Annotated in this window: 17 protein-coding genes; 8 read left to right on the top strand and 9 right to left on the bottom strand. The window is 71.1% G+C overall.

Annotated elements, in window-relative coordinates; genetic code table 11:
* Positions 1 to 283: 283 nt before the first annotated feature.
* The 3 genes from WME79_RS07300 to WME79_RS07290 all read right to left on the bottom strand — a co-directional run bounded on the left by WME79_RS07300 (position 284) and on the right by WME79_RS07290 (position 3,564).
* Positions 284 to 1,243, bottom strand: a complete 960-nt coding sequence (locus WME79_RS07300; RefSeq protein WP_437533773.1) for a phosphotransferase — start codon at positions 1,241 to 1,243, stop codon at positions 284 to 286.
* Entirely contained in the window at positions 1,240 to 1,782 is a 543-nt protein-coding gene (locus WME79_RS07295; RefSeq protein WP_437533770.1) for a hypothetical protein, read from the bottom strand. The genes WME79_RS07300 and WME79_RS07295 overlap by 4 nt, the downstream gene beginning before the upstream one ends.
* Positions 1,783 to 2,064: 282 nt before the next feature.
* On the bottom strand, positions 2,065 to 3,564 hold the full coding sequence (locus WME79_RS07290; protein ID WP_437533767.1) for an FAD-dependent monooxygenase: 1,500 nt from the start codon (positions 3,562 to 3,564) through the stop codon (positions 2,065 to 2,067).
* A 111-nt stretch (positions 3,565 to 3,675) separates the two neighbouring features.
* Between WME79_RS07290 and WME79_RS07285 the strand changes: the two genes are divergently transcribed.
* Complete coding sequence (locus WME79_RS07285; RefSeq protein ID WP_437533765.1) at positions 3,676 to 4,380, top strand: TetR/AcrR family transcriptional regulator C-terminal domain-containing protein; 705 nt, start codon at positions 3,676 to 3,678, stop codon at positions 4,378 to 4,380.
* 154 nt (positions 4,381 to 4,534) lie between these two features.
* Here the strand turns inward: WME79_RS07285 and WME79_RS07280 are convergent, their stop codons facing one another.
* Positions 4,535 to 5,548, bottom strand: a complete 1,014-nt coding sequence (locus WME79_RS07280; protein ID WP_437533762.1) for a hypothetical protein — start codon at positions 5,546 to 5,548, stop codon at positions 4,535 to 4,537.
* Between the two features lie 395 nt (positions 5,549 to 5,943).
* Between WME79_RS07280 and WME79_RS07275 the strand changes: the two genes are divergently transcribed.
* Both WME79_RS07275 and WME79_RS07270 read left to right on the top strand, forming a co-directional pair.
* Complete coding sequence (locus WME79_RS07275; protein ID WP_437539790.1) at positions 5,944 to 7,314, top strand: LLM class flavin-dependent oxidoreductase; 1,371 nt, start codon at positions 5,944 to 5,946, stop codon at positions 7,312 to 7,314.
* Between the two features lie 109 nt (positions 7,315 to 7,423).
* Positions 7,424 to 8,260, top strand: a complete 837-nt coding sequence (locus WME79_RS07270) for a cyclase family protein (RefSeq protein WP_437533760.1) — start codon at positions 7,424 to 7,426, stop codon at positions 8,258 to 8,260.
* A 69-nt stretch (positions 8,261 to 8,329) separates the two neighbouring features.
* Here WME79_RS07270 and WME79_RS07265 read toward each other — a convergent pair whose 3' ends face one another.
* A complete protein-coding gene (locus WME79_RS07265) occupies positions 8,330 to 8,719 on the bottom strand; it encodes a tautomerase family protein (RefSeq protein ID WP_437533757.1) in 390 nt (129 codons plus the stop codon).
* A gap of 175 nt (positions 8,720 to 8,894) precedes the next feature.
* Positions 8,895 to 10,592: a D-glucuronyl C5-epimerase family protein gene (locus WME79_RS07260; protein ID WP_437533755.1), complete on the bottom strand. Its 1,698-nt coding sequence runs from the start codon at positions 10,590 to 10,592 to the stop codon at positions 8,895 to 8,897.
* A gap of 414 nt (positions 10,593 to 11,006) precedes the next feature.
* On the opposite strand from WME79_RS07260, the gene WME79_RS07255 reads away from it, so the two are divergent.
* The 4 genes from WME79_RS07255 to WME79_RS07240 all read left to right on the top strand — a co-directional run bounded on the left by WME79_RS07255 (position 11,007) and on the right by WME79_RS07240 (position 16,384).
* Entirely contained in the window at positions 11,007 to 12,173 is a 1,167-nt protein-coding gene (locus tag WME79_RS07255; protein ID WP_437533752.1) for an RtcB family protein, read from the top strand.
* A gap of 143 nt (positions 12,174 to 12,316) precedes the next feature.
* Positions 12,317 to 14,098, top strand: a complete 1,782-nt coding sequence (locus WME79_RS07250; RefSeq protein ID WP_437533750.1) for a Rieske 2Fe-2S domain-containing protein — start codon at positions 12,317 to 12,319, stop codon at positions 14,096 to 14,098.
* Positions 14,099 to 14,171: 73 nt separating this feature from the next.
* A complete protein-coding gene (locus tag WME79_RS07245) occupies positions 14,172 to 15,059 on the top strand; it encodes a serine/threonine-protein kinase (RefSeq protein WP_437533747.1) in 888 nt (295 codons plus the stop codon).
* Positions 15,060 to 15,064: 5 nt separating this feature from the next.
* On the top strand, positions 15,065 to 16,384 hold the full coding sequence (locus WME79_RS07240) for a GNAT family N-acetyltransferase (RefSeq protein ID WP_437533744.1): 1,320 nt from the start codon (positions 15,065 to 15,067) through the stop codon (positions 16,382 to 16,384).
* Positions 16,385 to 16,394: 10 nt separating this feature from the next.
* On the opposite strand, the gene glgX is transcribed toward WME79_RS07240, so the two are convergent.
* Together glgX and WME79_RS07230 are read right to left on the bottom strand one after the other, a co-directional pair.
* Complete coding sequence (glgX, locus tag WME79_RS07235) at positions 16,395 to 18,542, bottom strand: glycogen debranching protein GlgX (RefSeq protein ID WP_437533741.1); 2,148 nt, start codon at positions 18,540 to 18,542, stop codon at positions 16,395 to 16,397.
* Between the two features lie 81 nt (positions 18,543 to 18,623).
* The gene (locus WME79_RS07230) at positions 18,624 to 18,875 is read right to left on the bottom strand and encodes a hypothetical protein (protein WP_437533738.1); all 252 of its coding nucleotides are present in this window, start codon (positions 18,873 to 18,875) and stop codon (positions 18,624 to 18,626) included.
* Positions 18,876 to 19,494: 619 nt separating this feature from the next.
* Here WME79_RS07230 and WME79_RS07225 point away from each other — a divergent pair.
* Positions 19,495 to 20,628, top strand: coding sequence for a hypothetical protein (locus WME79_RS07225; protein WP_437533735.1), 1,134 nt, complete (start codon positions 19,495 to 19,497; stop codon positions 20,626 to 20,628).
* 291 nt (positions 20,629 to 20,919) lie between these two features.
* Here the strand turns inward: WME79_RS07225 and WME79_RS07220 are convergent, their stop codons facing one another.
* A complete protein-coding gene (locus WME79_RS07220) occupies positions 20,920 to 22,113 on the bottom strand; it encodes a glycosyltransferase family 4 protein (RefSeq protein ID WP_437533732.1) in 1,194 nt (397 codons plus the stop codon).
* Positions 22,114 to 22,124: the final 11 nt, after the last annotated feature.

Below are 22,124 nucleotides of genomic sequence, written 5' to 3'. Positions count from 1 at the left end.
CACGACGTCAAGTGCGGCTCCTCCACGTAAATGGCAGACTCTGCCGTTCACGCGAAGCCCGTCGGCCCCGGGCAGGCCCAACCAATCGCGGCAAACAGCCCCTGGCGCGGGCAATGATTCGGAGAGAGAGAAATCGAGATACGTACTCGCAATGCGCTCTGCGCGTCGTCGAGGACGGCGACCGCCGCGCCTGGATGGTCCACACCATCGTGTCCGGCGCGAGCAGCATCGAGGTGGGTCGCGATCCTCGTCGGGGCTCGCGACCCAGGCCTTCAGCGTGACGTCATGGCCAGCCGCGCAGGACGTCGAGCGCCCGGGCTTCCTGTCGCATCTCGCGCAGGAGGGCGGCGGCGACGACGCCGGGGTGCGTTCGCTCCGGCGCGGCGCCGAACGCGGCGAGGACCTCCGCGAGCGGGCGGGACGCGTCGTCTTCAGGAGGCGGCCCGCCGAGGCGCGCTGCCACGAAGAAGAAGCTCGCGGCGTAGAAGGCGAGGGCGATGGCGCGCGCAAGGCCCGCTCGCGCGCGCTCGCCGTCGTTCGCGGGCCTCTCGAGGTACGCCTCGAGCAGCGCCTCGCGCTGCTCGGGCCGCGGGCACGCAAAGACGCCGAGCTGCGCGAGATCGATGAACGGATCTCCCGCGCCCGCGTGGGTCCAGTCGACGAAGTACACGCGCTCGGCCGCCACGAGCACGTTGTTCGGGTTGAGGTCGCGATGACACGCGGCCGCGTGCGCGTGCGGCGCGCTCACACGCTCGAGCTCGACCACGGCGCGCACGAGCTCGGCTGGCAGGCCCGCGCCTGCGACCGCGGCGCACTGCGCGTCGAGGGAGCGCAGGAAGTCCATGCGCGACGGGCTGCGCGGGAACGGCGGACCGTCGTGGAGCCGCCGCAACGCCGTCGCGACCCGCTCGATCTGCGCCGGATCGCGCGTCGGGCGGAGCGGCGTCCCCGCGATCCGGTCCATGATCGTCACGCCCGTCCGCGCGTCCGCGTGGCGCAGGCGCGGCGCGACGCCGCGCTCGGACGCGATGCGCATGCACGCGCTCTCGCGCGCGGCGCGCTCCGGATCGCTCGGATCGAGCGCGAAGCGCTTCGCGACGTACGGCGCGCCGTCGACGACGAACGCGATCAGCGCGGCGCCGGAGAACCCGCCGGAGAGCGAGGTCACGTCCTGGACCGGGCGCCCCGGGAACGCAGCCTCGATCGCGGCGGTGAGGTCCGGGTGCAGCTCCGGGGCGCTCATGCCCGCCCCCGCATCGAGGCGAGCCGCTTTGCGTAGAGGCGGCTCCGCGCGGCGAGATCGGCAGGCCGCGCCCAGTCCCACCCGATCGCCTGCCAGTCCGGGTCGTCGGGATCGAGCCCGAGCGACGCGACGAACGCGCGATCGGCGACGAAGAAGTGGTGTTTGTACGCGAGGAGATAGCCGGGCGACGCCTCCGGCAGCGCGTCGACGTGGGCGCGCGCCTCCTCGTAGGTCGCGAACCAGTGGTGCAGCACGCCGCCATCCCGGCCGTAGAGCAGCGTCCCGAGCTCGGGCGCGCCGGGCTCTCCAGCGAGGGCGAGGCGCGCGCTCTCCCAGCTCGAGAAGCCGCACTCGCGCGCGACCACCGCGAGGCAGTGCTTCCTGCGGATTCCGGGAGCGGCCGCGGCGAGCGCGGCCTCGTCGGCGCGCCCGAGCTCGGGCAGCGCGCGCAGGCGCAAAAGCGCCTTGGCGTCGTTCGACGCGAGCTGCTTGTGCAGCAGCTCAGCGCGGGTCTTCAGCTCGCGAACGGGATCCATCATGGACGTCTCCTCTCGAATCGGCCGCTACCCGCTCCCTCGGCCCGAGGATGTCGACGTGGTCATGACAGTGCGAGGTGACTCGCGGTCGTCGCGTCGCAGGGTGAAAGGCTTCTTTCCGGCGGGGAGGGCGCCCCTGCGCACCCTGGCCAGACGCTAGCGCTTCGCGTCGGGGCGCGCCAGGCCGAACCCAGGAGCGCGCGGGCGCTGAACGCGCGAACGGGCGTCGGTGCTCCACCTTCTCCACCTCTTCCGAGCCGAAGGTGTGAGTGCACCCTCGCGGCCTCACGCGGGCCCGCACCAGGACGCGAGCGCGCTCCTCAGATCGGCGAGGCGCGTCGCCCGTCGGGCAGCGTCGCTCGCCCACGCGACGTGCCCGTCCGGCCTCACCAGGACCGCATCGACGGCGGCGAGATCGCTCTCGGGGGCGGCCGTCGCGCGGACGACGTCGACGCGATCGCCCCACGCCGCGCCTGCCTCCCGGAGATCGACCGCGCCGGCGAGGTCGATCAGGACGAACCGGGCCGTGTGGAGCAGCTCGTACAGCCGCGAAGCGCCGGAGTCCGTCACGAGCGCGCGATCGGGCGCCCGCCTACCGACCCAGGGGTGCGCCTCCGCTGCCCCGCCGGTCGGATACGCGACGTCGAGCGCGCTGATCATCTCGGAGATCCGCCGATTGACGGGATCCATGGCGAGCAGCTCGCTCATCATCTGGCGGAGCGAAAGCCCCGCTTCCGAGAAGTCGCCGAGCTTGGTCTGAATCTCCGTGTTGCGCCCCAGGGCCACGCCCACGGGGTGACGCTCGGCATGATAGCTGTCCAGGAGGTGGGGCGGCGCCCAACCGTTCACCTCGGCCGCGAGCTTCCAGCCGAGGTTCATCGCGTCTTGCAGCCCGACGTTGAGCCCTTGGCCGCCGGCGGGAAAGTGGATGTGCGCCGCGTCGCCCGCGAGGAGGACCCGCCCGCGCCGGTACCGCTCGGCGACCCGCGTCGCATTGCCAAAGCGCGACAGCCACCGTGGATTGCGCATCCGGAAGTCCCTTCCGACGATCCGCGCGACGCCGCTCTGCAGCTCCTCGAGCGTGACCGGCTCGGACGTGCTCACGTGCACCCTTTGCGGATCGAACACGACGAAGCGATAGACGCCCTCGTGATCGCCGGGTGGAAGCGGGGCCGCCAGCACGGAGCCGCGCGAGCACGTGTGCCTGAACGGCCTGGCCGGAGGCTCGTCGAGTTCCACGTCGCCCAGGATGGCCGTCACCGTCGTCTCCGTGCCCGGAAACCCGACGCCGATCGAGCGTCGTACGACGCTCCTCGCCCCGTCGCACCCCACCACGTAATGCGCGCGCTCCTCGGCCTGCCCCGCGGGGCCTTCGACCCGCAGCGCGACCTCACCTTCCCTCTCCGCGACCTCGACGACCGAACGACCGCGCTGGATCTCGACGCCCAGCTCGCGGGCCCGCTCCTCCAGGAGCGCCTCTGTCTGGGCCTGGGCCAGCCACAGCGTGTGCGGGTGCCGCGTGTCGAGGCGCGAGAAATCGAGCGGCGTGTCGAGCCACGCGAAATGCCCTGCCGGCACCGGCACGCCCCGGCGCTGGAAGCGGTCCACGATCCCGCGCTGATCGAGGATTTCCAGGGTCCTCGGGTGCACCGTGAGCGCGCGCGATTGCTCGGTGCGCATCCGCCGCTGCTCCAGCACACGGACCCGGACCTTCGCGAGCGCGAGCTCCGAGGCCAGCAACATCCCTACCGGGCCACCTCCAACCACAACAACATCATTTTGCATCAACACCGAAACCTCCACGTCCCAAACTCTAACAACGTTAGAGTAAATTGAACGGTGTTAGAGTCAAGGCCGTGCTTCGACTTCCGGGCGCGAACGAGGGAAGGACCGGCGATGCGGCTACGACGTGAGCAGGTCGTCGCGACGGCGCTGCGTCTCCTGAACGACGTCGGGCTCGATGCGCTGACGATGCGCCGGCTCGGGCAGGAGCTGGATGTCCAGGCGGCGACGCTCTACTGGCACATCAAGAACAAGGAGGAGTTGCTCGACGCGATGGCGGAGGCCATGCTGGCGGGCTGCGCGGACAGCGTGCCGGTAGCGCTCTCGGGGATGGAGCTCGCGGCGGACATGGCCGAACGGCTCCGCAGGGCGCTCCTCGCGCACCGCGACGGGGCGCGGGTGTTCGCGGGGACCTACGTCGCGCAGGACAACACGCTGCGGGTCTCGGAGGTGCTGCTCGGCGCGCTGAGCGACGCCGGTCTCTCCCCGCGCGCCGCGGCGTGGGGGTGCTGGTCGATCGTGTACTACGTGATCGGCTTCACCCTCGAGGAGCAGGCCCTGGTGGTCCGCCCGGGAGCGGACCCCGGCAAGGCCGATCCAGCGCTCTTCCGCGAGGCGGTGGAGCGAGGAGCTTACCCGCACCTCGCGGCGGCGCTTCCGCACCTCCTGAGCACCGACACGGACGCGCGGTTCCGGTATGGACTGGAGCTACTCCTCAAGGGACTTCAAGCGGAGCTCGAAGGGGCGCCGCGACCGAGGGAGTCCAAGAGCCCGCCGCACGCCGGAGCCAAGAAGCGGGCGCCCCGCCGGAGCGGCTGACCGCCGCCGGCGCGGATGGCCGCGCCCGCTCGGGCCGACGGTCGTTCCCGACCTGGACCGCGCCGCTGCGGCTGCTGTCCGGCGGCTGCACTTACCTGGATCGAATCGCTGCGATCACGCGCCACGCGCGCGGAGAACCATCCTCCCGCCGAGCTCACGACGTGCGGAGCGGCTCCGCGAGCCAGCGCACCAGCGCGTCGGCCTCGAGATCGAGCAACGCATCCTCGACCTCGCCCGGACCGATGGCGCGGGCTCGCTCGATGATCGAGCGCTCTTCTTCGGCCGTCGGACGCCGCCCGAGCCGCCGGGCGAAGAGCCGGCCGAGCAGCTCCGCGATCGCCTGCTGCTTGCCTCGCTCCTCACCGCGTCGCTCCCCGCGTTCCTCACCGCGTCGCTCCCCGCGCTCCTCGCCGCGCTCTTCACCGCGTCGCTCCCCGCGCTCCTCGCCACGTCGCTCGGCCTCGATGATCATCTCCCCGATGATCGGCGTGCGCCGGAGCAGCCCCTCTTCCTTGTCCTCCACCATCATGACGAGCTCCTTCAGCAGATTATGCCCCCAGGGATCGATGGTGGCCATCACCAGGAGCGCCGTGTACAGCTCGGCCCGCTCCTCGGCGGTGGCCGCCCCCGTATGGATCTCCGCGACGATCTGCCTCAGCGCCGCCAGGGTCGCGTTCCGGGCGAGAGGCGCGAACACCAGCCAGAGCACGCTGCCGCGCGCCCGCAGCTCGGAGACCGTGCGCTGGTAGACGGCGTCGATGCGGAAGTGCGCGCCGCTGAACGGCCGCCCCGGCCACGCGATGCAGCGTTTGCCCGTCGTCGGCAGTCGCTGCCTACGGCCCGACAGGACCACGGCGACGCTCTCGATCGGCGGCACCGCCTCCCCCTGGGCATCGAGGCGGAGCGCGGCGAAGAGGAAGCCGAGGTACTCGAAGAGGCGATCCGGAACATCGTCGCGGAGCGCGAAGCAGAACTCGACGTGCAGCACGCGCGGCTCGCCGTCGATCCGCAAGCGAATGGCCTTGTCGAGGCGACGCTCGATGTTCGTGACCTGGCTGTCGACCCAGCCGAGGACCTCGACGGGACGGCCCTCCGGAAGGAGGGCGCGCACCAGGTCCTCGGGGCGCCTCCGGGCGAGGTGGCGAAGCGTGATGTCGGCGTCTCCCATGCGCCGGGTCCATGGCAGCGCGCGTACCAGGGGCGCAGGCAGCCGAAATCAGGGGAATCCAGGGTGTGCCGTGGCGCCAGGCAGGTGGCGGCGCCATGGCGGGCGCGGCGCCGAGAACTGCTCCGATGGCCTGTCGAGTGCTCCGGGAGCAGCGGATCGCCACCGGGTGCTTCTGCAGCAGCAGCGCACCAGCAGCCTTCCGGGCGCATCGAAGCTCCGCGTGTCCTGCCAGCAGGCGCGCGCCGACCCGCGTCCACCGCCATACGCCGAGCGGAGCTGCGGCACTGGAGTTGCCTATCGCCCGCCGTCCGCCGCTTCCTCCATCGCGCCGTCGGCCGCCTCTCCATCAAGCCGCCCGCGCGTCCCCCGAGTTCGAGAAGGAGTATCCCGTGACCGTGCCCCCCCGACCCGGCAAGCTGCACCTCAACGCGTTCCTGATGACGATAGGACACCACGAGTCGGCGTGGCGGTACCCGGAGAGCAACCTGACCGGCACGTGGGACGTGGCGCACTACCAGCACCTCGCCCGCGTGGCCGAGCGGGCGAAGTTCGACTCGATCTTCTTCGGCGACGGCCCGGCGCTGCAGGGCGACATCCGGTACCGGCCCGTGGGTCGGCTCGACCCGACGGCGCTGCTGCCGGCATTGGCCGTGGTGACCGAGCGGATCGGGCTCGTGGCGACGGCCTCGACCACGTACAACGAGCCTTACAACCTGGCCCGCCGCTTCGCCACGATAGACCACATCAGCGGGGGCCGCGCCGGGTGGAACATCGTCACCACCGCGGGCAGCGACGCGGCCCAGAACTTCGGGCTGGACGAGGTACCGGAGCACCGGCACCGGTACGAGCGCGCGGCCGAGTTCGTCGACGTGTGCCTCCAGCTGTGGGACAGCTGGGAAGACGACTTCCTGATCGGCGACAGGGAACAAGGGCGCTTTGCGGACGGCGACAAGATCCACCGCATCGACCACGAGGGCCGGTTCTTCCGCGTGCGCGGTCCGCTCAACGTGCCGCGCACGCCGCAGGGGCACCCGCTCCTCGTCCAGGCCGGCTCCTCGGAGGACGGCAGGGAGTTCGCCGCCCAGTACGCCGAGGCGGTGTTCACGGCGCAGCAGACGCTGGCCGAGGGGCAGGCGTTCTACGCGGACCTCAAGCGGCGGGTTGCCGCGTTCGGTCGGAAGCCGGCGCTCGTGAAGATCCTCCCGGGGATCGTGCCCGTCCTGGGCGGCACCGAGGAGGAGGCCCGGCGGCGCGAGAACGAGCTGGCCGAGCTCCAGGTGCCCGCCTACGGCCTGAAGCAGCTGTCCAACCTGATCGGCGTCCAGCTGACGGAAGCGGACCTAGACAGGCCGCTTCCCCCCGTGGGCGACGTGACCGCGGTGCGGGGGATGCAGAGCCGCTTCGCGCTCGTCACCGACCTCGCGCGACGGGAGAACCTCACCGTGCGGCAGCTGCTCTCGCGCCTCGGGGGCGGCCGCGGACACCGCACGTTCACCGGCACACCGGAGCAGGTCGCGGAGACGATCGAGGAGTGGTTCACCCAGGGGGCAGCGGACGGCTTCAACGTGATGCCGCCGCTGCTCCCCTCCGGCCTGGAGGCGTTCGCGGAGCACGTGGTGCCCATCCTGCAGCGGCGCGGCCTGTTCCGTACGGAATACGAGGGCACGACGCTGCGGGACCACTACGGGCTTCCCCTGCAGGAGAACCGGTTTGCGGCGCGCCGGGCGGCCGGCGGCCAGGTCGCCGTCGCCGCGCCGGCGCGCTGATTGCTCTCCCGCGTGCAATTTGCGCAATTTCAGGATCGATGCCCCAGCGCGAGGCCGGTGACAGAATCATCTCACGCGGCCGGTTGCACGGCCGGCAAGGAGGGGCTCGATGCGAACGTTGATCACGACGGTACTCCTGCTCGCCACGCTCTCGGCGGGCTGCGCGGCGGAGCAGGCGGGAGCGCGGGGCAACACCCCTGGAGGCGCGGGCGCGAGTGACATCCGACTGCCCGAGGGCGCGCGGCTCGTCGACCTGACCTATCCCTTCGACGACAAGACCATCTACTGGCCGACGGCGACGACAGGCTTCACCCACGGTACGGTGCACCACGGCAAGACCGAGGGCGGCTACTTCTACTCGGCGTACACGCTCTGCGCGCCTGAGCACGGCGGCACGCACCTCGACGCGCCCATCCACTTCGCCGAGGGCAAATCGACCGCAGACGCCGTGCCCCTATCCCGCCTCGTGGGCTCTGCGGTGGTGGTGGACGTGTCGGCCGCCGCGGCCAGGGACAGCGACTACCTCGTGAGCCTGGCGGACATCGAGGCGTTCGAGCGGGCGCACGGCGCCATCGAGCCGCTCACCATCGTGATGATCCGGACGGGCTGGGGCGCGCGCTGGCCTGACAAGAAGCGTTATCTCGGCGACGATCGACCTGGCCACGCCGAGGCGCTGCATTTTCCGGGGATCGGCGAGGACGCCGCGCGGGCGCTCATCGAGCGGAACGTGGGGGCGGTGGGCATCGACACGGCGAGCATCGACCACGGCCCATCGAGGAACTTCATGGCGCATCGGGCGCTGCTCGGGGCGGATATCCCGGCGTTCGAGAACATCGCCTCGCTCGATTCGCTGCCCCCGCGAGGAGCGCTCGTCATCGCGCTCCCGATGAAGATTCGCGCCGGCTCCGGCGGGCCGCTGCGCATCGTGGCCGTGCTGCCGCGCTGACCGCCGGATCTGCATCGGCTCCTGGCCCGCGCTGCCGCGCGGGGAAGGAAGCCCGCGAGCGCTCGGACGCTAGAGGTTGATCTTGTAGTTCAGCTTGACCTCGTCGCCGTGCATCCCGCGAAACCCCCAGTCGTGGGGCGGCGACTCCGAGATACAGATCTCGATGTCCTGGTGGTCGATCCCGACCTCGTCCCGGATCTTGTCGAACAGGAGCCGCACGAGCTTCTTCTTCGTCTCCACGCTGCGCCCGGTGATCATCGAGATCTCGATGATCGTATAGGCGTCGGTGCGCCCGCCCGGCGCCAGCATGTCCTCGCGCTCCATCGGGAAGAAGCGATGCGCCCGCTTGTCCTGCGGCATCTGCAGCGCCTCCATGACGCAGGCGTGGATCACCCTCGACAGGGCCTCCTTCACCGGATTGAGCCTCTCCTTGATTCCGTAGATCTTCACCTGAGCCATCGGGAGTTCTCCTGAAACAACGTCAAATCATTCATACTGCTCTGCTCTCGTCTCTCGAGCGGGCTGAAGACGTGTTCCGCCGGCTCCGGCGCTGGGGCACCCCGCTCGGCGAAGCGACGCCGGGCCGCGGCCGCGCGCCCTCCGGCGACGCCGCCCCCGTCTGCGCGCGCTGCCTTCAGTCGTCCGCGTCCTCGCCCTTCGGCCCGGACTGCCCCGCGGCGGCCTCCTCGCCGTCGTCCTCGGGGAGCCCCGCGTCCGCCGCGCCCGGCGCCTCCGCGGCGAGCGCCATCCGTTCGGCGAGGGGCCGCTCGGGCAGCGTGAGCAGCGTGCCGTCGCCGAGCTCGCCGATCATGTTGAGGTACGCGTTCATCGCGTGGCACACCGAGTCGGTGCGCACATAACGATCCCTGACGCTCCAGAACACCCCGCCGGCGGCCGCCTGCGGGTTCTTCACCACGAACGAGCTCTCCGGACCGTAGGTGTATTGCAAGAGCAACCGGATCGCGGCGACCACCGCGTCCTTGTACCGATCGCAGCCCTCCGTGCCCCTCTTCCGGCAATGGTGGTACACCTCCGACATCACCTCGGCGAGCCAGCCGCTCCCGCTGCTCGACAGCGAGCGCTGCCAGCGGCCGTAGCGGTAGGCGTCCTCGGGCCTGCGCCACTGCCGCTTCACGAGGTCGTCGGCGCAGCGGAAGACGGTCTGCTCGACGCGCTGGTCGCCGCCGGCCTTGGCGAAGTCGAGCAGCGATTGGACCGCCCACGAGCTCGAGATCGGGTTGGGCTTCCTGTAATCGTCGCCGAGGAAACACCCCTTCTCCGCGATCCTGGCGAGCAGGTAGTCCGCGGTCCGGGCCGCGGCGTCGAGGTACTTCTTGTTGTTCGTGGCCCGGTAGGTGCGCGACAGGGCGGAGAGGACCTGACCCGTGTAGAGCGTCGAGTCCTTGCCCTGGACCTTCCACGCCCCGCCCTCCTGCCCGGTCAGGGCCGAGCGCACGCTGCCGTCCGGCCGCTGCATCGAGATCAGCCACTCGGCCGCGAGCACGGCGGACTCGAGGTACCTCTTGTCCTTCGTGACGCCGTGGAGCTCGAGGAGCGTGAAGATCGACTTCGACGCCGTACCGACGACCAGCCGGCGCTCGGGTCGCTCGCGCTCCAGGTCGAACGCATAGAAGAAGCCGCCGGCCGTGCGATCGCGCGCCTCGCGGCTCTGCATGCCCATCATGAAGCCGGCGGCCTCCGTCGCCAGCCGCAGCAGGCGCTCGTCGGGCTTGTAGGCGTGCAGCTTCAGCAGCGTCAGCGCCGTGGACGCGGTGTAGATCGTGTGCAGCTCGCGCTCGAACCGGTCCGCCGGGGCGTGGTAGTACTTGTGAACCCCCTTGTGCCGCGGATCGATGACGCGCAAGAGATAGCCTTTGCCATCCTCGATGCGCCGCGCGAGGAGGGGCTTGTCGAGGACGCGCACCGGCACCAGCCCCTCGACGAGCTCGACGCCCTTCCCCGGGCGCTCGACGCTCTCCACCATCGACTCGTGATGATCCGGAAGCTCCACGACCAGCCGCGCGCCCGCGAGCGCGCTCGTCATCGCCGCCGCGCCGCCCGCCGCGGCCACGGCCCTGCGCGCGGCGTCCTTCAGCGCGACGCAGAGCCCCGCGTCCGACGCCTCCCCGCGGGCGATCTGCTTCCCCTCCTGAAAGCCCATCACGACAGCGCGGAAAGGGCGTTTGGACGAGAGGGCGAGATCGCACGTCACCTTGTCACCGCCCGCTGCCACCTGGCGGACGAAGGCGATGGCGCGATCGCGGAAGGTGCCATTGTCGAGCTCGGCGCTCGCGCCCCCGCCGTCCGGGGCCTGGATCGTCGGATCGGGCACCCGGGGTAAGTTCGCCGCGATCTGGGCCGCGAAGCGGTCGTCACCCGGGGGCAAAGCGCGCTGTCGACGTTCCGCGCCTTCCGCGCCTTCCGCGGCGCTGGCCGTCGCGGAAGCCGCGGCGGCGGGCTTCCCGGCCGCGGGGTCCTCGCTCGGTTTGCGGCCGTCACAACCGCTCGTGCCCCCACACGACAGAGCGGCGAAGGCCGCCAGGGTTGCGATGGAGAGCACGCGAGCAGACGGCATGAACAAGGACCCCGGAAGCAGCGATTTCGACGCGTATCAAGAACCCAGAGGTCCCGCAAGGCCGAACGGGGTAGCCGCGCGCCTCGCGATGCGCCCGCACGCGCGCCTCGCGATGCGGCCGCATGCGCCCCTCGCTGTTCGCCTACACGCGCCCCGCGCTATTCTGCCCGCATGGGACCCGCGCAGATCAAGGGCAAGAACGTGGACATCAAGCTGTGGACCCGGCCGGACGAGGTCGAGGAGATCGCGCTGGAGCAGCTGCGGAACATCAGCGCCCTTCCCTGGGTGTTCCACCACGTCGCCGCCATGCCCGACGTCCACTTTGGCAAGGGCGCGACCGTCGGCTCGGTCATCGCGATGCGGGACGCGGTGGCGCCGGCCGCCGTCGGCGTCGACATCGGCTGCGGGATGGGCGCGCTCCGCACGAACCTGACCGCGGCCGATCTGCCCGACGACCTCCGGCGGATCCGCAGCGACATCGAGCGGGCGATCCCCGTCGGGTTCGCCGCCCACGACGCCCCGCCGGAGGGGTTCGAGCGGCTCCCGCTCTGGGACGAGTTCGCGAGCCTGAGCCCGAAGGTCCAGGGGCTGTTCACACGGGCGCGCTGCCAGCTCGGCACGCTGGGGGGCGGCAACCACTTCATCGAGCTCTGCCTCGATACGGACAGCGGCGTGTGGCTGATGCTCCACTCCGGCTCTCGCAACATCGGCAAGGAGCTCGCCGAGATCCACATCGCCACGGCGAAGAAGCTCGCCCACAACCGCGATCTGCCCGATCGCGATCTCGCGGTGTTCCTCGCCGGCACCCCGGAGATGAAGGCCTACCGGCACGACCTCTTCTGGGCGCAGCGGTACGCGCGGACGAACCGCGAGGCCATGTTCCACCTCGCCGAGGGCGTCCTCCGCCGGCACTTTCCGCAGCTCGCGATCCAGGAAGCCATCTATTGCCATCACAATTACGTGGCAGAAGAGTGTCATTTCGGCGAAGACGTGCTGGTGACGCGCAAAGGCGCGATCCGAGCGGGCAAGGGCGAGCTTGGCATCATCCCCGGCTCGATGGGCACGCGCTCGTACATCGTCCGCGGCCTCGGCAACCCCGAGGCGTTCGAGAGCGCCTCGCATGGCGCGGGGCGCAAGATGAGCCGCGGCGAGGCGAAGCGGCGCTTCACGGTCAACGACCTGGCCGCGCAGACGGCCGGAGTCGAGTGCCGCAAGGACGGCGGCGTCCTCGACGAGATCCCCTCCGCCTACAAGCCGATCGAGCGCGTCATGGAAGACCAGCGCGATCTCGTGGAGGTCGTCGCCGAGCTCCGGCAGGTCCTCTGCGTGAAGGGGTGAGCGACCGGCGCGGGTCCGGACCGGGAACTTTTCGCGGCGGCCCCGTTCGTGGCCCCGCCCCGCCCCGCTCTCGGCTACGATGCGTCGCTTTCACGACGCGCGCCGCCTACCCGCTGCGGCGCGCGCCGCCGCGCGGAGACGCCATGAAGTCGGACTGGATCGATCTGGGCCCCCTCTCCGAATTTCCGGCGGAGGTGCCCGTGCTGCGCAAGGACGACGCAGGGCGGCGCTTCGCCTGCGTCCTCCGGGGCGGCGAGGTCCACGCGCTCGACGATCGCTGCCCGCACCAGGGTTACCCGCTCTCGCAGGGCGCGCTGCGCGGCGGCGTGCTGACCTGCGCATGGCACAACTGGAAGTTCGAGCTCGCCTCGGGCGCCTGCACGTTCGGCGGCGAGCCGGTGCGGCGCTACGCCACGCGCATCGACGGCGGGCGCGTGCAGCTCAACCGGGCCGTCGACACCGCGGCCGAGGTGCGGCGCCTCGTCGCCGGGCTGCGGGAGGCCATCCTGCGCGACGAGCCGGCGCGCGCGCTGCGCGAGGGCCTCCGGCTGGGCGCCCTCGGGCTCCACCGGGGGGAGACCGGCCTCGGCAGCCTGCACCTCGCGTTCGAGGTGCTCGCCAAGGACGGGGCGGAGCGCGCCGAGTACGGCTTCGATCACGGCCTCGCCCTGCTCGCGGATCTCTGCGCCTGGGTCGAGCGCGGCAGGATCCCCGCCGAGGAGGCGTTCGTGGTCGCCGCCCACGCGATCGGCGAGGCGTCGGCCCGGCTAGGCCCCCGCGGCAAGGGCCCCGGCAAGGTGGGGGCCCGCTCGCCCCTCGCGCGCATCGCCGACTTCGAGCTCGACGAGCCGGCGAAGGTGAGCGAGGCGCTCGCGGCGGAGCGCCGCGACGAGGCCGAGGCGCGGATGCGCGAGCTCGTCGAGATCCGCGGCACGGCCGGCGCGCGCCGCGCGCTCATGCCCTTCGTCGCGCAGCACCTGTACGACTACGGGCACGGCGCCATCTTCCTCTCGAAGGCGCTCGAGCTGGCCGAGCGGTTCTCGTCCGCCGCCGACGAGGTCCTCGCCGCCTCCACGGTGCAGCTCGCCTGGGCGACCGCCGACACCAGCCTGCCCCCCTTCACCGCCACGCGCGCCGCGCTCGCGCGCCTCGCCGATCTGCCCTTGCCCGGCCCCGACGGCGCCGCGGCGGCCACGCGCCCGGACGCCGCGCCGCTCGAGGGCGCGGAGCGCGCCGCCTTCGAGGCCGAGGTGCTCGCAGGAGAGCAGCCGGCCGTCGAGGCGACCGTGCGCTGGCTCGCGCGCGGCGCCGGGCCGCTCGCGCTGCTCGGCGCGATCGGCCACGCCGCCGCCGTCCGCCTCGCGCGCTTCGACTCGGCCTGGGAAGCGCGCCTCGACGCCGAGGTCGGGGTGCTCGACGTCACCCACGCCGTCACCTTCGCGGAGGCGGCGGCGGCGCTCGGGCGTGAGGCCCTCCCGCGCGAGGCCGCGCAGCTCGCCGTGCTCGCGGCCGGCTTCGTCGGCAAGCTCCGCAAGGCGGACGCCGCCACGCCGCACGCGTCCGCTACCGCTGCTACCCGCGCGCGGGGCGGCGGGCTGCTCCAGGCGGTGGAGGCGCGCGACGTCGGCGCTGCGCTCGCGATCGCGCGGGAGCTCGACGCCGCGGGTCGCCGGCGCGCGTTCGCCGAGCTCGCCCCCTTCGCCGCGTTCGACGCCGCCGTCAGGCCCATCTTCACGGCGCACGCCGTGAAGACGCTCGAGGCGCTGGAGCGGCTCGAGTCGTCCGATCCTCAGCCCGACGGCGCGTACCTCGCGGCGCTGCTCACCCACGTGGTCCCCGTCCGGCGGGAGCTCTCCGCGCGCCGGATCGCGGCTGTAGCCAGGAAGTTCATGTCCGATGGGCGACCACCCGATGGGCTGTATTGAGCCGGCCGCCCGCCCGGTGGACAGAGACCAGAGAAACGTGCACTGGTGCGAGCATCATTCATACTGATTGTCTATGCGGCTTGAGCCTGGATCCCACGTAGCGCCGCACCTGACGCTCGACGTCCTCCTCCGGATGGGAGGCGTCGGCAGCATCTGGACGGCGCATCACCTCGGGCTCGGCAAGGAGGTCGCCGTCAAGTTCATCTCTGCGTCGCTCGCGACCGACGCGACCGCGGTCGCCCGGTTCCACCGCGAAGGCGCGCTCATGGCGAGGATCAAGAGCCCTCACGTGGCCGAGGTGTACGAGCACGGCGTCGCCGCCAACGGCCTCTCGTACATCGTGATGGAGCTGCTGCGGGGCGAGGAGCTGTCCGACCGGCTAGCGCGCGCCGGGCGCCTCCCCCTGGAGGAGACACTCGCCCTCGTCCTGCAGCTCTGCGCGGGGCTCACCGCGGCGCACAAGCTCGGCATCATTCACCGGGACATCACGCCAGAGCACGTCTTCCTCGCCGACACCGACGCAGGCATCTGCGTCAAGCTGCTCGATTTCGGGGTGGCCAGGGGGGATGTCGACCCGGATGGGACCACGCTGACGAACACGGGCGCGGTGGTCGGCAGCCTCGTTTATATGAGCCCGGAGCAGTTCTTCAACCCGAAGCTGGTCGACGGCCGCTCGGATCTCTGGTCCGTGGGCGTCATGGCGTACCACGCGCTCACCGGCGCGCCGCCGTTCGAGCAGAAGGGGATCGAGGCCCTCCTCGGCGCCATCCGGATCGGCACCTTCTCGCCTCCGAGCCAGCGTTGCGCCGAGATCACGCCTGCCCTCGACGCGTGGTTCGTCAAGGCGCTTGCCCGTGAGCCGTCCGGCCGCTTCGGATCGGCCGAGGAGATGTCCGAAGCGCTTCGCCGGGCCACCGCCGGGCCGCCGGGCCCAGGGAGCGCGCCTCCCAGGGTAGATTGACCGGCATGGCGCGCACCCGCACCCCGAGCCGTTCCAACCATGAGCTCGTGTTTCGCAGCGCCCGCAAGGGCGAGGAGGGCACCCTCGCGACGGTCGCCTACCGCGCGTTCCAGGCGGGTGATCCAGAGGCGTGGCTGCGGTATTTCACCGAGCACGCGCACCTCGCCCTCGACAACGTGATCGTCGCGGAGACCGACGGCCAGCTCGTCGGGTACGTCGCCTCGCTCGACCTGACGATGAGCTTCGCGGGCGCGGACGTGCCGTTCCAGGGCCTCTCGTCCGTGGCGGTGCTCCCGGAGTTCCGCCGCCGGGGCATCGCGGATCGGCTCGTCCGCGAGAGCCTCCGCCGCATGCGCCGCCGGGGCGAGGCGCTCACCCTGCTCCACCCTTTCCGGCTCTCGTTCTACCGCAGGTTCGGCTTCGGCGTCTGCGAGCTCCGGGACGTCGTGCGCACCTCGCCCGATCGGCTCCCGGACTCGGTGCTGCGCCGCCACGTGCGGGCCTTCTCTCGCCCGCGGGACGAGCCGCTCATCAAGCAGGCCTACGACGTCGCGCGGGCCGACACGACGGGGCAGCTGAAGCGGAGCGACTACTGGTGGGACGTGCGCGTCTTCAAGCGCTCTCCGAGCGGCGCGGTCTACGTGGATCCGGGCTCCAAGGCGATCGCCGGCTACCTGTTCTTCGACGTCCCGGAGGGCGGCGCCTACGGCGCCCAGCAGCTGCTCGTCCGCGAGCTCCACGCGCCGACGCCGGGCGCTTACCGCGGGCTCATCGGCTTCCTCGGCGCGCTCGGCGATCAGTACGAGGTCGTGGAGCTGACGCTCCCGCGCGGCCAGGGCGCGCCGCTGCTCGACGAGCCCGGCATCCGCGACGAGCCGATCGTGTACGAGACGGCGGCCCGGCACCCCGGCCTGTGCCCGCCCGCGCACACGGCGCAGCGCCGCAGCGTCCTCGGCCTGACGGCGGCGGGCGCGATGGGGCGTATCGTCGACGTCGCCGCCGCGCTCGCGCTGCACCCGTCACCGCGGAAGCACGCCGTCCGCGGCGCCATCGGCGTCGACGTCGAGGACCCCGTGTTCACCGACGCGCCGCGCGCCTTTGACGTCACCTTCGCGGCGCGCGGCATCCAGACGGCGCCCGGCAGCACGGCGGGAGACCGCCTCTCGCTCTCCATCGAGCGGCTCACGCAGATCTATTTCGGCGCCTCCTCGGCGCGCGATCTCCTGAGCCAGGGCTTCGTGGTAGGCAGCGCCAAGGCGGCCGCCCTCCTCGACGCCGCGTTCGCCGGCCCCCCGCTCTTCCTCGGCGCCTTCAACGCCTTCTGAGCGCCCCGCTCTACAGCTCTGCTACATGCAGAGCAGAGCGGCGGCTGCGGAGGAAGAGCTTGAGCGAGCGCGATGTCAGCGCCGTCTCTTCGCCGCCTTTCCGCGTCTCGACGGCGACGTCGTCCTGCGTGTCCACGAGGAGCTGCCACGGCCTGGGATCATCGGCGAAGGGGATGAGAAAGCCCAGGTCGCACGGCGACGCGTTGAGCAGCAGGACGAAGTCGTCGTCGACCAGCCGATCGCCCTCCTCGTCCACGTCGTCGAGCCCCTCTCCCGACAGGAACACGCCGAGGCACTGCGTGCACGGGTTCGACCAGTCCTCGTCGGTCATGAGCTCCCCGTCCGGGCGGTACCACTGGATATCGTAGGTCTTGCCGCCCCGGATCGGGCGCCCCTTGAAGAAGATCGAGCGCCTGAGCGCGGGGTGCTCGTGACGGATGCGGAGGCATTTGCGCGTGAACTCCAGGAGCGCCCGCGACGCCTCGTCCCAGCCCCACGGCTGCCACGTGAGCGGGCTATCCTGGCAGTAACCGTTGTTGTTCCCCTCCTGCGTGCGCCCCCGCTCGTCCCCGTGGAGGAGCATCGGAGTCCCCTGCGAGAACAGGAGCGACGCCATGATGTTCCGCGCCTGGCGCGCCCGCAGCTTCAGGATCTCGGGGTCGTCGGTCGGCCCCTCGACGCCGCAGTTCCACGAGCGGTTGTCGTCGGCGCCGTCGCAGCCCCCCTCCCCGTTCGCCTCGTTGTGCTTCTCGTTGTACGAGACGAGATCCGCCAGGGTGAAGCCGTCGTGGGCCGTGACGAAGTTGATGCTCGTGTACGGCTTGCGCCCGCTGTTCTCGTAGAGATCGCTGCTCCCCGTGAGCCGGAACCCGAGATCCGAGGCGGTGCCGCCCGAGCCGCGCCAGAAGTCGCGCAGCGTGTCCCGATAACGGCCGTTCCACTCCGCCCAGCGCACCGGGAAATTGCCCACCTGGTAGCCGCCGGGGCCCACATCCCAGGGCTCGGCGATGAGCTTCACCTGGCTGAGCACCGGGTCCTGATGGATGATCGTGAAGAAGCTCGAGAGCTGGTCGACGTCGTGGAGGCCGCGCGCCAGCGCCGCCGCGAGGTCGAAGCGGAACCCGTCCACGTGCATCTCGAGGACCCAGTACCGCAAGGAGTCCATGATCAGCTGGAGCGTCTGCGGGTGACGCACGTTGAGGGTGTTCCCCGTGCCCGTGTAGTCGAAATAGTAGCGCTCGTTGCCAGGGACGAGACGGTAGTAGGTCGGGTTGTCGATGCCGCGCAGGCTCAGCGTCGGGCCCAGGTGGTTGCCCTCCGCCGTGTGGTTGTAGACGACATCGAGGATGACCTCGATGCCTGCGGCGTGGAGCGCCTTCACCATCTCCTTGAACTGCCGCACCTCCGACGCCACCTCGGCGCCCGCGCGGTACCCGACGTCCGGCGCGAAGAAGCCTATCGAGTGGTATCCCCAGTAGTTCCGGAGCCCCTTGTCGAGCAGGAACTTCTCGTGCACGAAGGCGTGCACGGGCAGGAGCTCGATGGCCGTGATGCCGAGATACCGCAGGTATCCGATGATGGCCGGGTGGGCGATGCCAAGGTACGTCCCGCGGAGCTCCTCCGGGATCTCCGGGTGCTGCATCGTCATGCCGCGGACGTGCGCCTCGTAGATGACGCTGCGGTGGAACGGCACGTACGGGCGCCGGTCGCCGCCCCAGTCGAAGGACGGGTCGATGACGACGCCGAGCGGGGCGCCGAGCGCCTCCCCCTCGGCCATGGCGAGGTCGCCGTCGGGCTCGCCGCTCCGGTGGGCGAACGCGCCGGCGTCCCACCGGACCCGTGAGGCGAGCGCCTTCGCGTACGGATCGAGCAGGCGCACCCGCGGGTTGAAGCGCAACCCCCGCTCCGGCGCCCACGGGCCGTGCACGCGATAGGCGTATTTCTGCCCCGGCCCGACCTCCGGCACGTAGACGTGCCAGACGAGGGAGGTACGGTGACGCATCGACAGGCGTTGCTCGTTCCCCTCGTCGTCGACGAGGCACAGGTCCACGGCCTCGGCGTTCTCCGAGAAGAGGGCGAACTGCGTTCCAAGGCCGTCCCACGTCGCGCCGAGCGGGTATGGATCCCCGGGGCGCAATCCTTTGCGCTTGTGGCTCATGCTGGTCTCGGTTTCGGGATCCGCGGCCGGGGCGTGGCGCCCCTGGCGGGCCTTGTCGCCCCGGCCTTCGTGCTTGAGCGGCTAGGCGACGTGAGCGCGCCGGTTGCCCATGGCGTCGGTCACGACATCCGCGACGCTCCGAGCCATCCCCTCCGCGATGCGGAGGGCCTGGGCCTGCTCGCCCTCCGGGGTGCACATCCTGAGGCGCTCGATCATGTCCACGAGCCGCCGGGCTAGCTCGCACGCCTCGGTCATGGAGGCTGGTGACTCGAGGGAGGTCCTCCGCGTGAGGGAGACCATCTCTTCGCTCGGCGTCATCGTGGTTGACATCATGCCTGGCTCCTTATCGGTGATGGCTGCGGTCCGCACCCCCCAGAGCAGGCGTCGTGCCAGCGCGGCTCCGGTGCGGATGCTCACCGTAGACACAACGGTAGGTGGTCGGCTGACAGCCTGGGCGGCACAAACCGCCACAGGTGGGGCGATTTGTCCCCTCACAGCCATCCTCGCCCGGCAAAGCGGGGCGGCGCACCGAACAGCCAGACGCAAAAATTTAAGACACGATACATGCCGCAGGGGTTCGCTGCGCTCTGGCTGTCCGGGACGGCCGCTCGGGCTCTGCTGGAGTGTGCTCGAGCTTCCATGATCTCTGCGCACCCCTTGCCGTGGGGCGGCGGGCCGCGTGCGCTCCGCTGCTTGCGAGGGCGAGGACCGCGTCGCGCGCGCCTCGCGGGGGAGACGAACGTGGCGAGCACGATCGCGACGCTGGCCCTGCCTTACGCGCGCCGTCCGGGAGGCAGGTGGGCCGCGCGCCGCGCGACGCCGCGTGAGGCCGCGCGGTGATCTTGATCGCTGCGCGGCCCCGAGGCGGCTATGGCTACGCCCGGGGGGGCCAGGTTAGTATCCGTTCCGCCGCGGCGGCCGCCGGTCCAACGCGTCGCGGTCGAGAGAGCTCATGATCGGAACACTCCAGGCGAAGATCCAGTATCTCAAGAACAAGAACCTTCACAACTGGCTCGGCGGCTACGCCCGGCAGAGGATCGAGAACGCCCGTGCTCCGCGTCCGCTCGGCCCGCGGCACCTGCTCTTCGCGGTCTGTGATCACTGGGAGCCGGGGTGGGAGAACGCCACACCGGAGGTCGGCGACGCGCGGGTGAGGGCGTGGTCGAAGGGGTATCCCGAGATGGCAGGCGCGTACCGCGACGCGGACGGCCACCACCCGCGTCACAGCTTCTTCTTTCCGGGGGAGCAGTACACGCCGGGGTGGCTCGACGCGCTCGCGGATCTCACGCGCAGCGGCTTCGGCGAGGTGGAGCTGCACCTGCACCACCACAACGACACGGAGGAGAACCTGCGCGCGGACATCCTCAGGTACCTGGACATCCTGGGGAAGCACGGGCATTTCTCGCGCGACCCGGACGGGCGCATGCGTTACGGGTTCATCCACGGCAACTGGTGTCTGGCGAACTCCGGGCGGGACTCGCGGAACTGCGGAGTCGACGCGGAGCTCCCGCTCCTCTTCGAGACGGGCTGCTATGCCGACTACACGTTCCCGTCGGCCCCCGACGAGTCGCAGCACTCCATCGTGAACCAGATCTACTGGCCGACGGGCAACCTGGCGCGCCGGAGTGCCCACGCCGTGGGGGCGCGGGCCAAGGTCGGCGAGGTGCTGGAGGACCGGATCCTGATGATCGAGGGCCCTCTCGCCCTCGCGCTGAGGCGCCGGGGAAACCGGGTGGGGATGCGGATGGAATACGGCGCGCTGCAGGCGATCGACCCGCCGACGCCGGATCGGGTGAAGACGTGGGCCGATCAGAACATCCATATCGAGGGGAGGCCTGAGTGGGTGTTCGTCAAGGTGTACACGCACGGCGCCCCCGAGGAGCAGGCGGCGTCGCTGCTCGGCGCCGGGGGCCACGCGCTGCACCGGGAGCTCACCACCCGTTACAACGATGGCAAGGAGTGGGTGCTCCACTACGTGACCGCGCGGGAGATGTACAACATCGCGATCGCCGCGCTCGACGGCAAGACAGGCAATCCCGGTGACTACAGGGATTACCGCCTGAAGCCGCCGCCCTGCGCGAGCTGACGCGACCAATCCCCCTCTGACAACACCGCAGGCCCGAGGCGCGTAGGCGTTAACCAACCTTCGCGCCGCGTTCTCCTACATCCGAACGTTTACGTGGACGTTTACGTGGACGTTTACGTGGACGTGGACGTGGACGTGGACGTGGACGTGGACGTGGACGTGGACGTTTACGTGGTCGTGGTCGTGGTCGTCAACGATAGGTCGTGAACGACCACGACCACGACCACGTAAACGTCCACGTAAACGTTCACGTTGATTGTCCGTCGCGCGGGCCGGACAGCTGGCAGCGCCTCAGCCCGGCCCGCCACCGCGCTGCTCGGCGAGGACCTCCTTCAGGAGCGCGTGATAGCGCTCCCCCACGACGTCCCATGACAGCGCCCCCACGCTGCCCCGCAGCGCCTCCGGCTCCCATGCCGTGTCGAGCGCTCGCGTCAACGCGGCCCCGAGCGCCCCGGGATCGCCGGGGGGGACGAGGAGGCCATTGCCCCCTTGCCCTTCGCGGACGAGCTCCGGCACGCCGCCGACCCGGGTTCCGACGACGGGGCGGCCCGAGGCGAGCGCCTCCAGGACGACGTTTGGGCAGCCCTCGCGGCGGCTCGGCAGGCAGAACACGTCGCACGCGGCCATGTAGTCCGGGATCTCGACGGGCAGCGCCCAGCCAAACAGCCGCACGCGATCGCCCAGGCCGAGCGCGCTCACCTTCGCGCGCAGCGGCTCGAGCAGCTCGCCGCCGCCCACCATCATCAGGTGAATGTCGCGACGGCCCGCCCGGTCGAGGTGCGCCATCGCCTCGACGAGAACGTCGACGCCCTTCTCGGGCACGTGATAACCGGCGTACAGCACCACCTTCGCGTCCGCCGGGACGCCGAAGCGCCGCCGCGGCTCGGCCCGATCCCGGATCGCGAACCGCGCGCCGTCGACCGCGTTGTGCTGCACGACGACACGCTCCCTCGGCACCCCGAGCTCCACCAGGCGCTCCCCGAGCGCCCCGCTCACCGCGACCACCCGGGCGCAGCGCTGGAGCGCCGGCGCGATCTGCGCCCGCAGCGCGGCGTTCCTCGGCTGCTCGTTGATGTCGCTGCCGAGCACCGTCGTGACGACCGGCACCCCCGCCTCCCGCGCGAACGCCTCCGCTGCGACGGTGTCGGGATAGGCCCACGCGGCCAGGATCGCGTCGTACGGAAACTCACGCCGCAGCCCCGCCATCGTGCGCCGGAGCGATGCGCGGAGCGCCTGCGCGTGCAGGCTCGGCAGCCCCGGGATCGACCAGTACGTGGGGAATAGCGCGTCGATACCCGTGTGCGCCTCGCGCGTGCCGCCGAAGAGCTCCCGGTGCGCCCCGCGCGCGCGCGTCCACCAGGGGATCGGGGCCACGAGCCGGAGCTCGCAGCGGCGCGCGAGCGCCCTGTACGTGTGATAGCTGTACGGCGCCATCGTCGGCAGCCGCGTGGAAGGGTAATGATGGGTGAAGACGAGTACCTTCATTGCCCGCTCGC

Origin of the sequence: Sorangium sp. So ce726, assembly GCF_051521405.1 — a bacterium.
In the GTDB taxonomy this organism is placed as follows: domain Bacteria; phylum Myxococcota_A; class Polyangia; order Polyangiales; family Polyangiaceae; genus Sorangium.
Note: the sequence above shows the minus strand (reverse complement) of the source record. Positions and strands in the feature narration are given on the sequence as shown.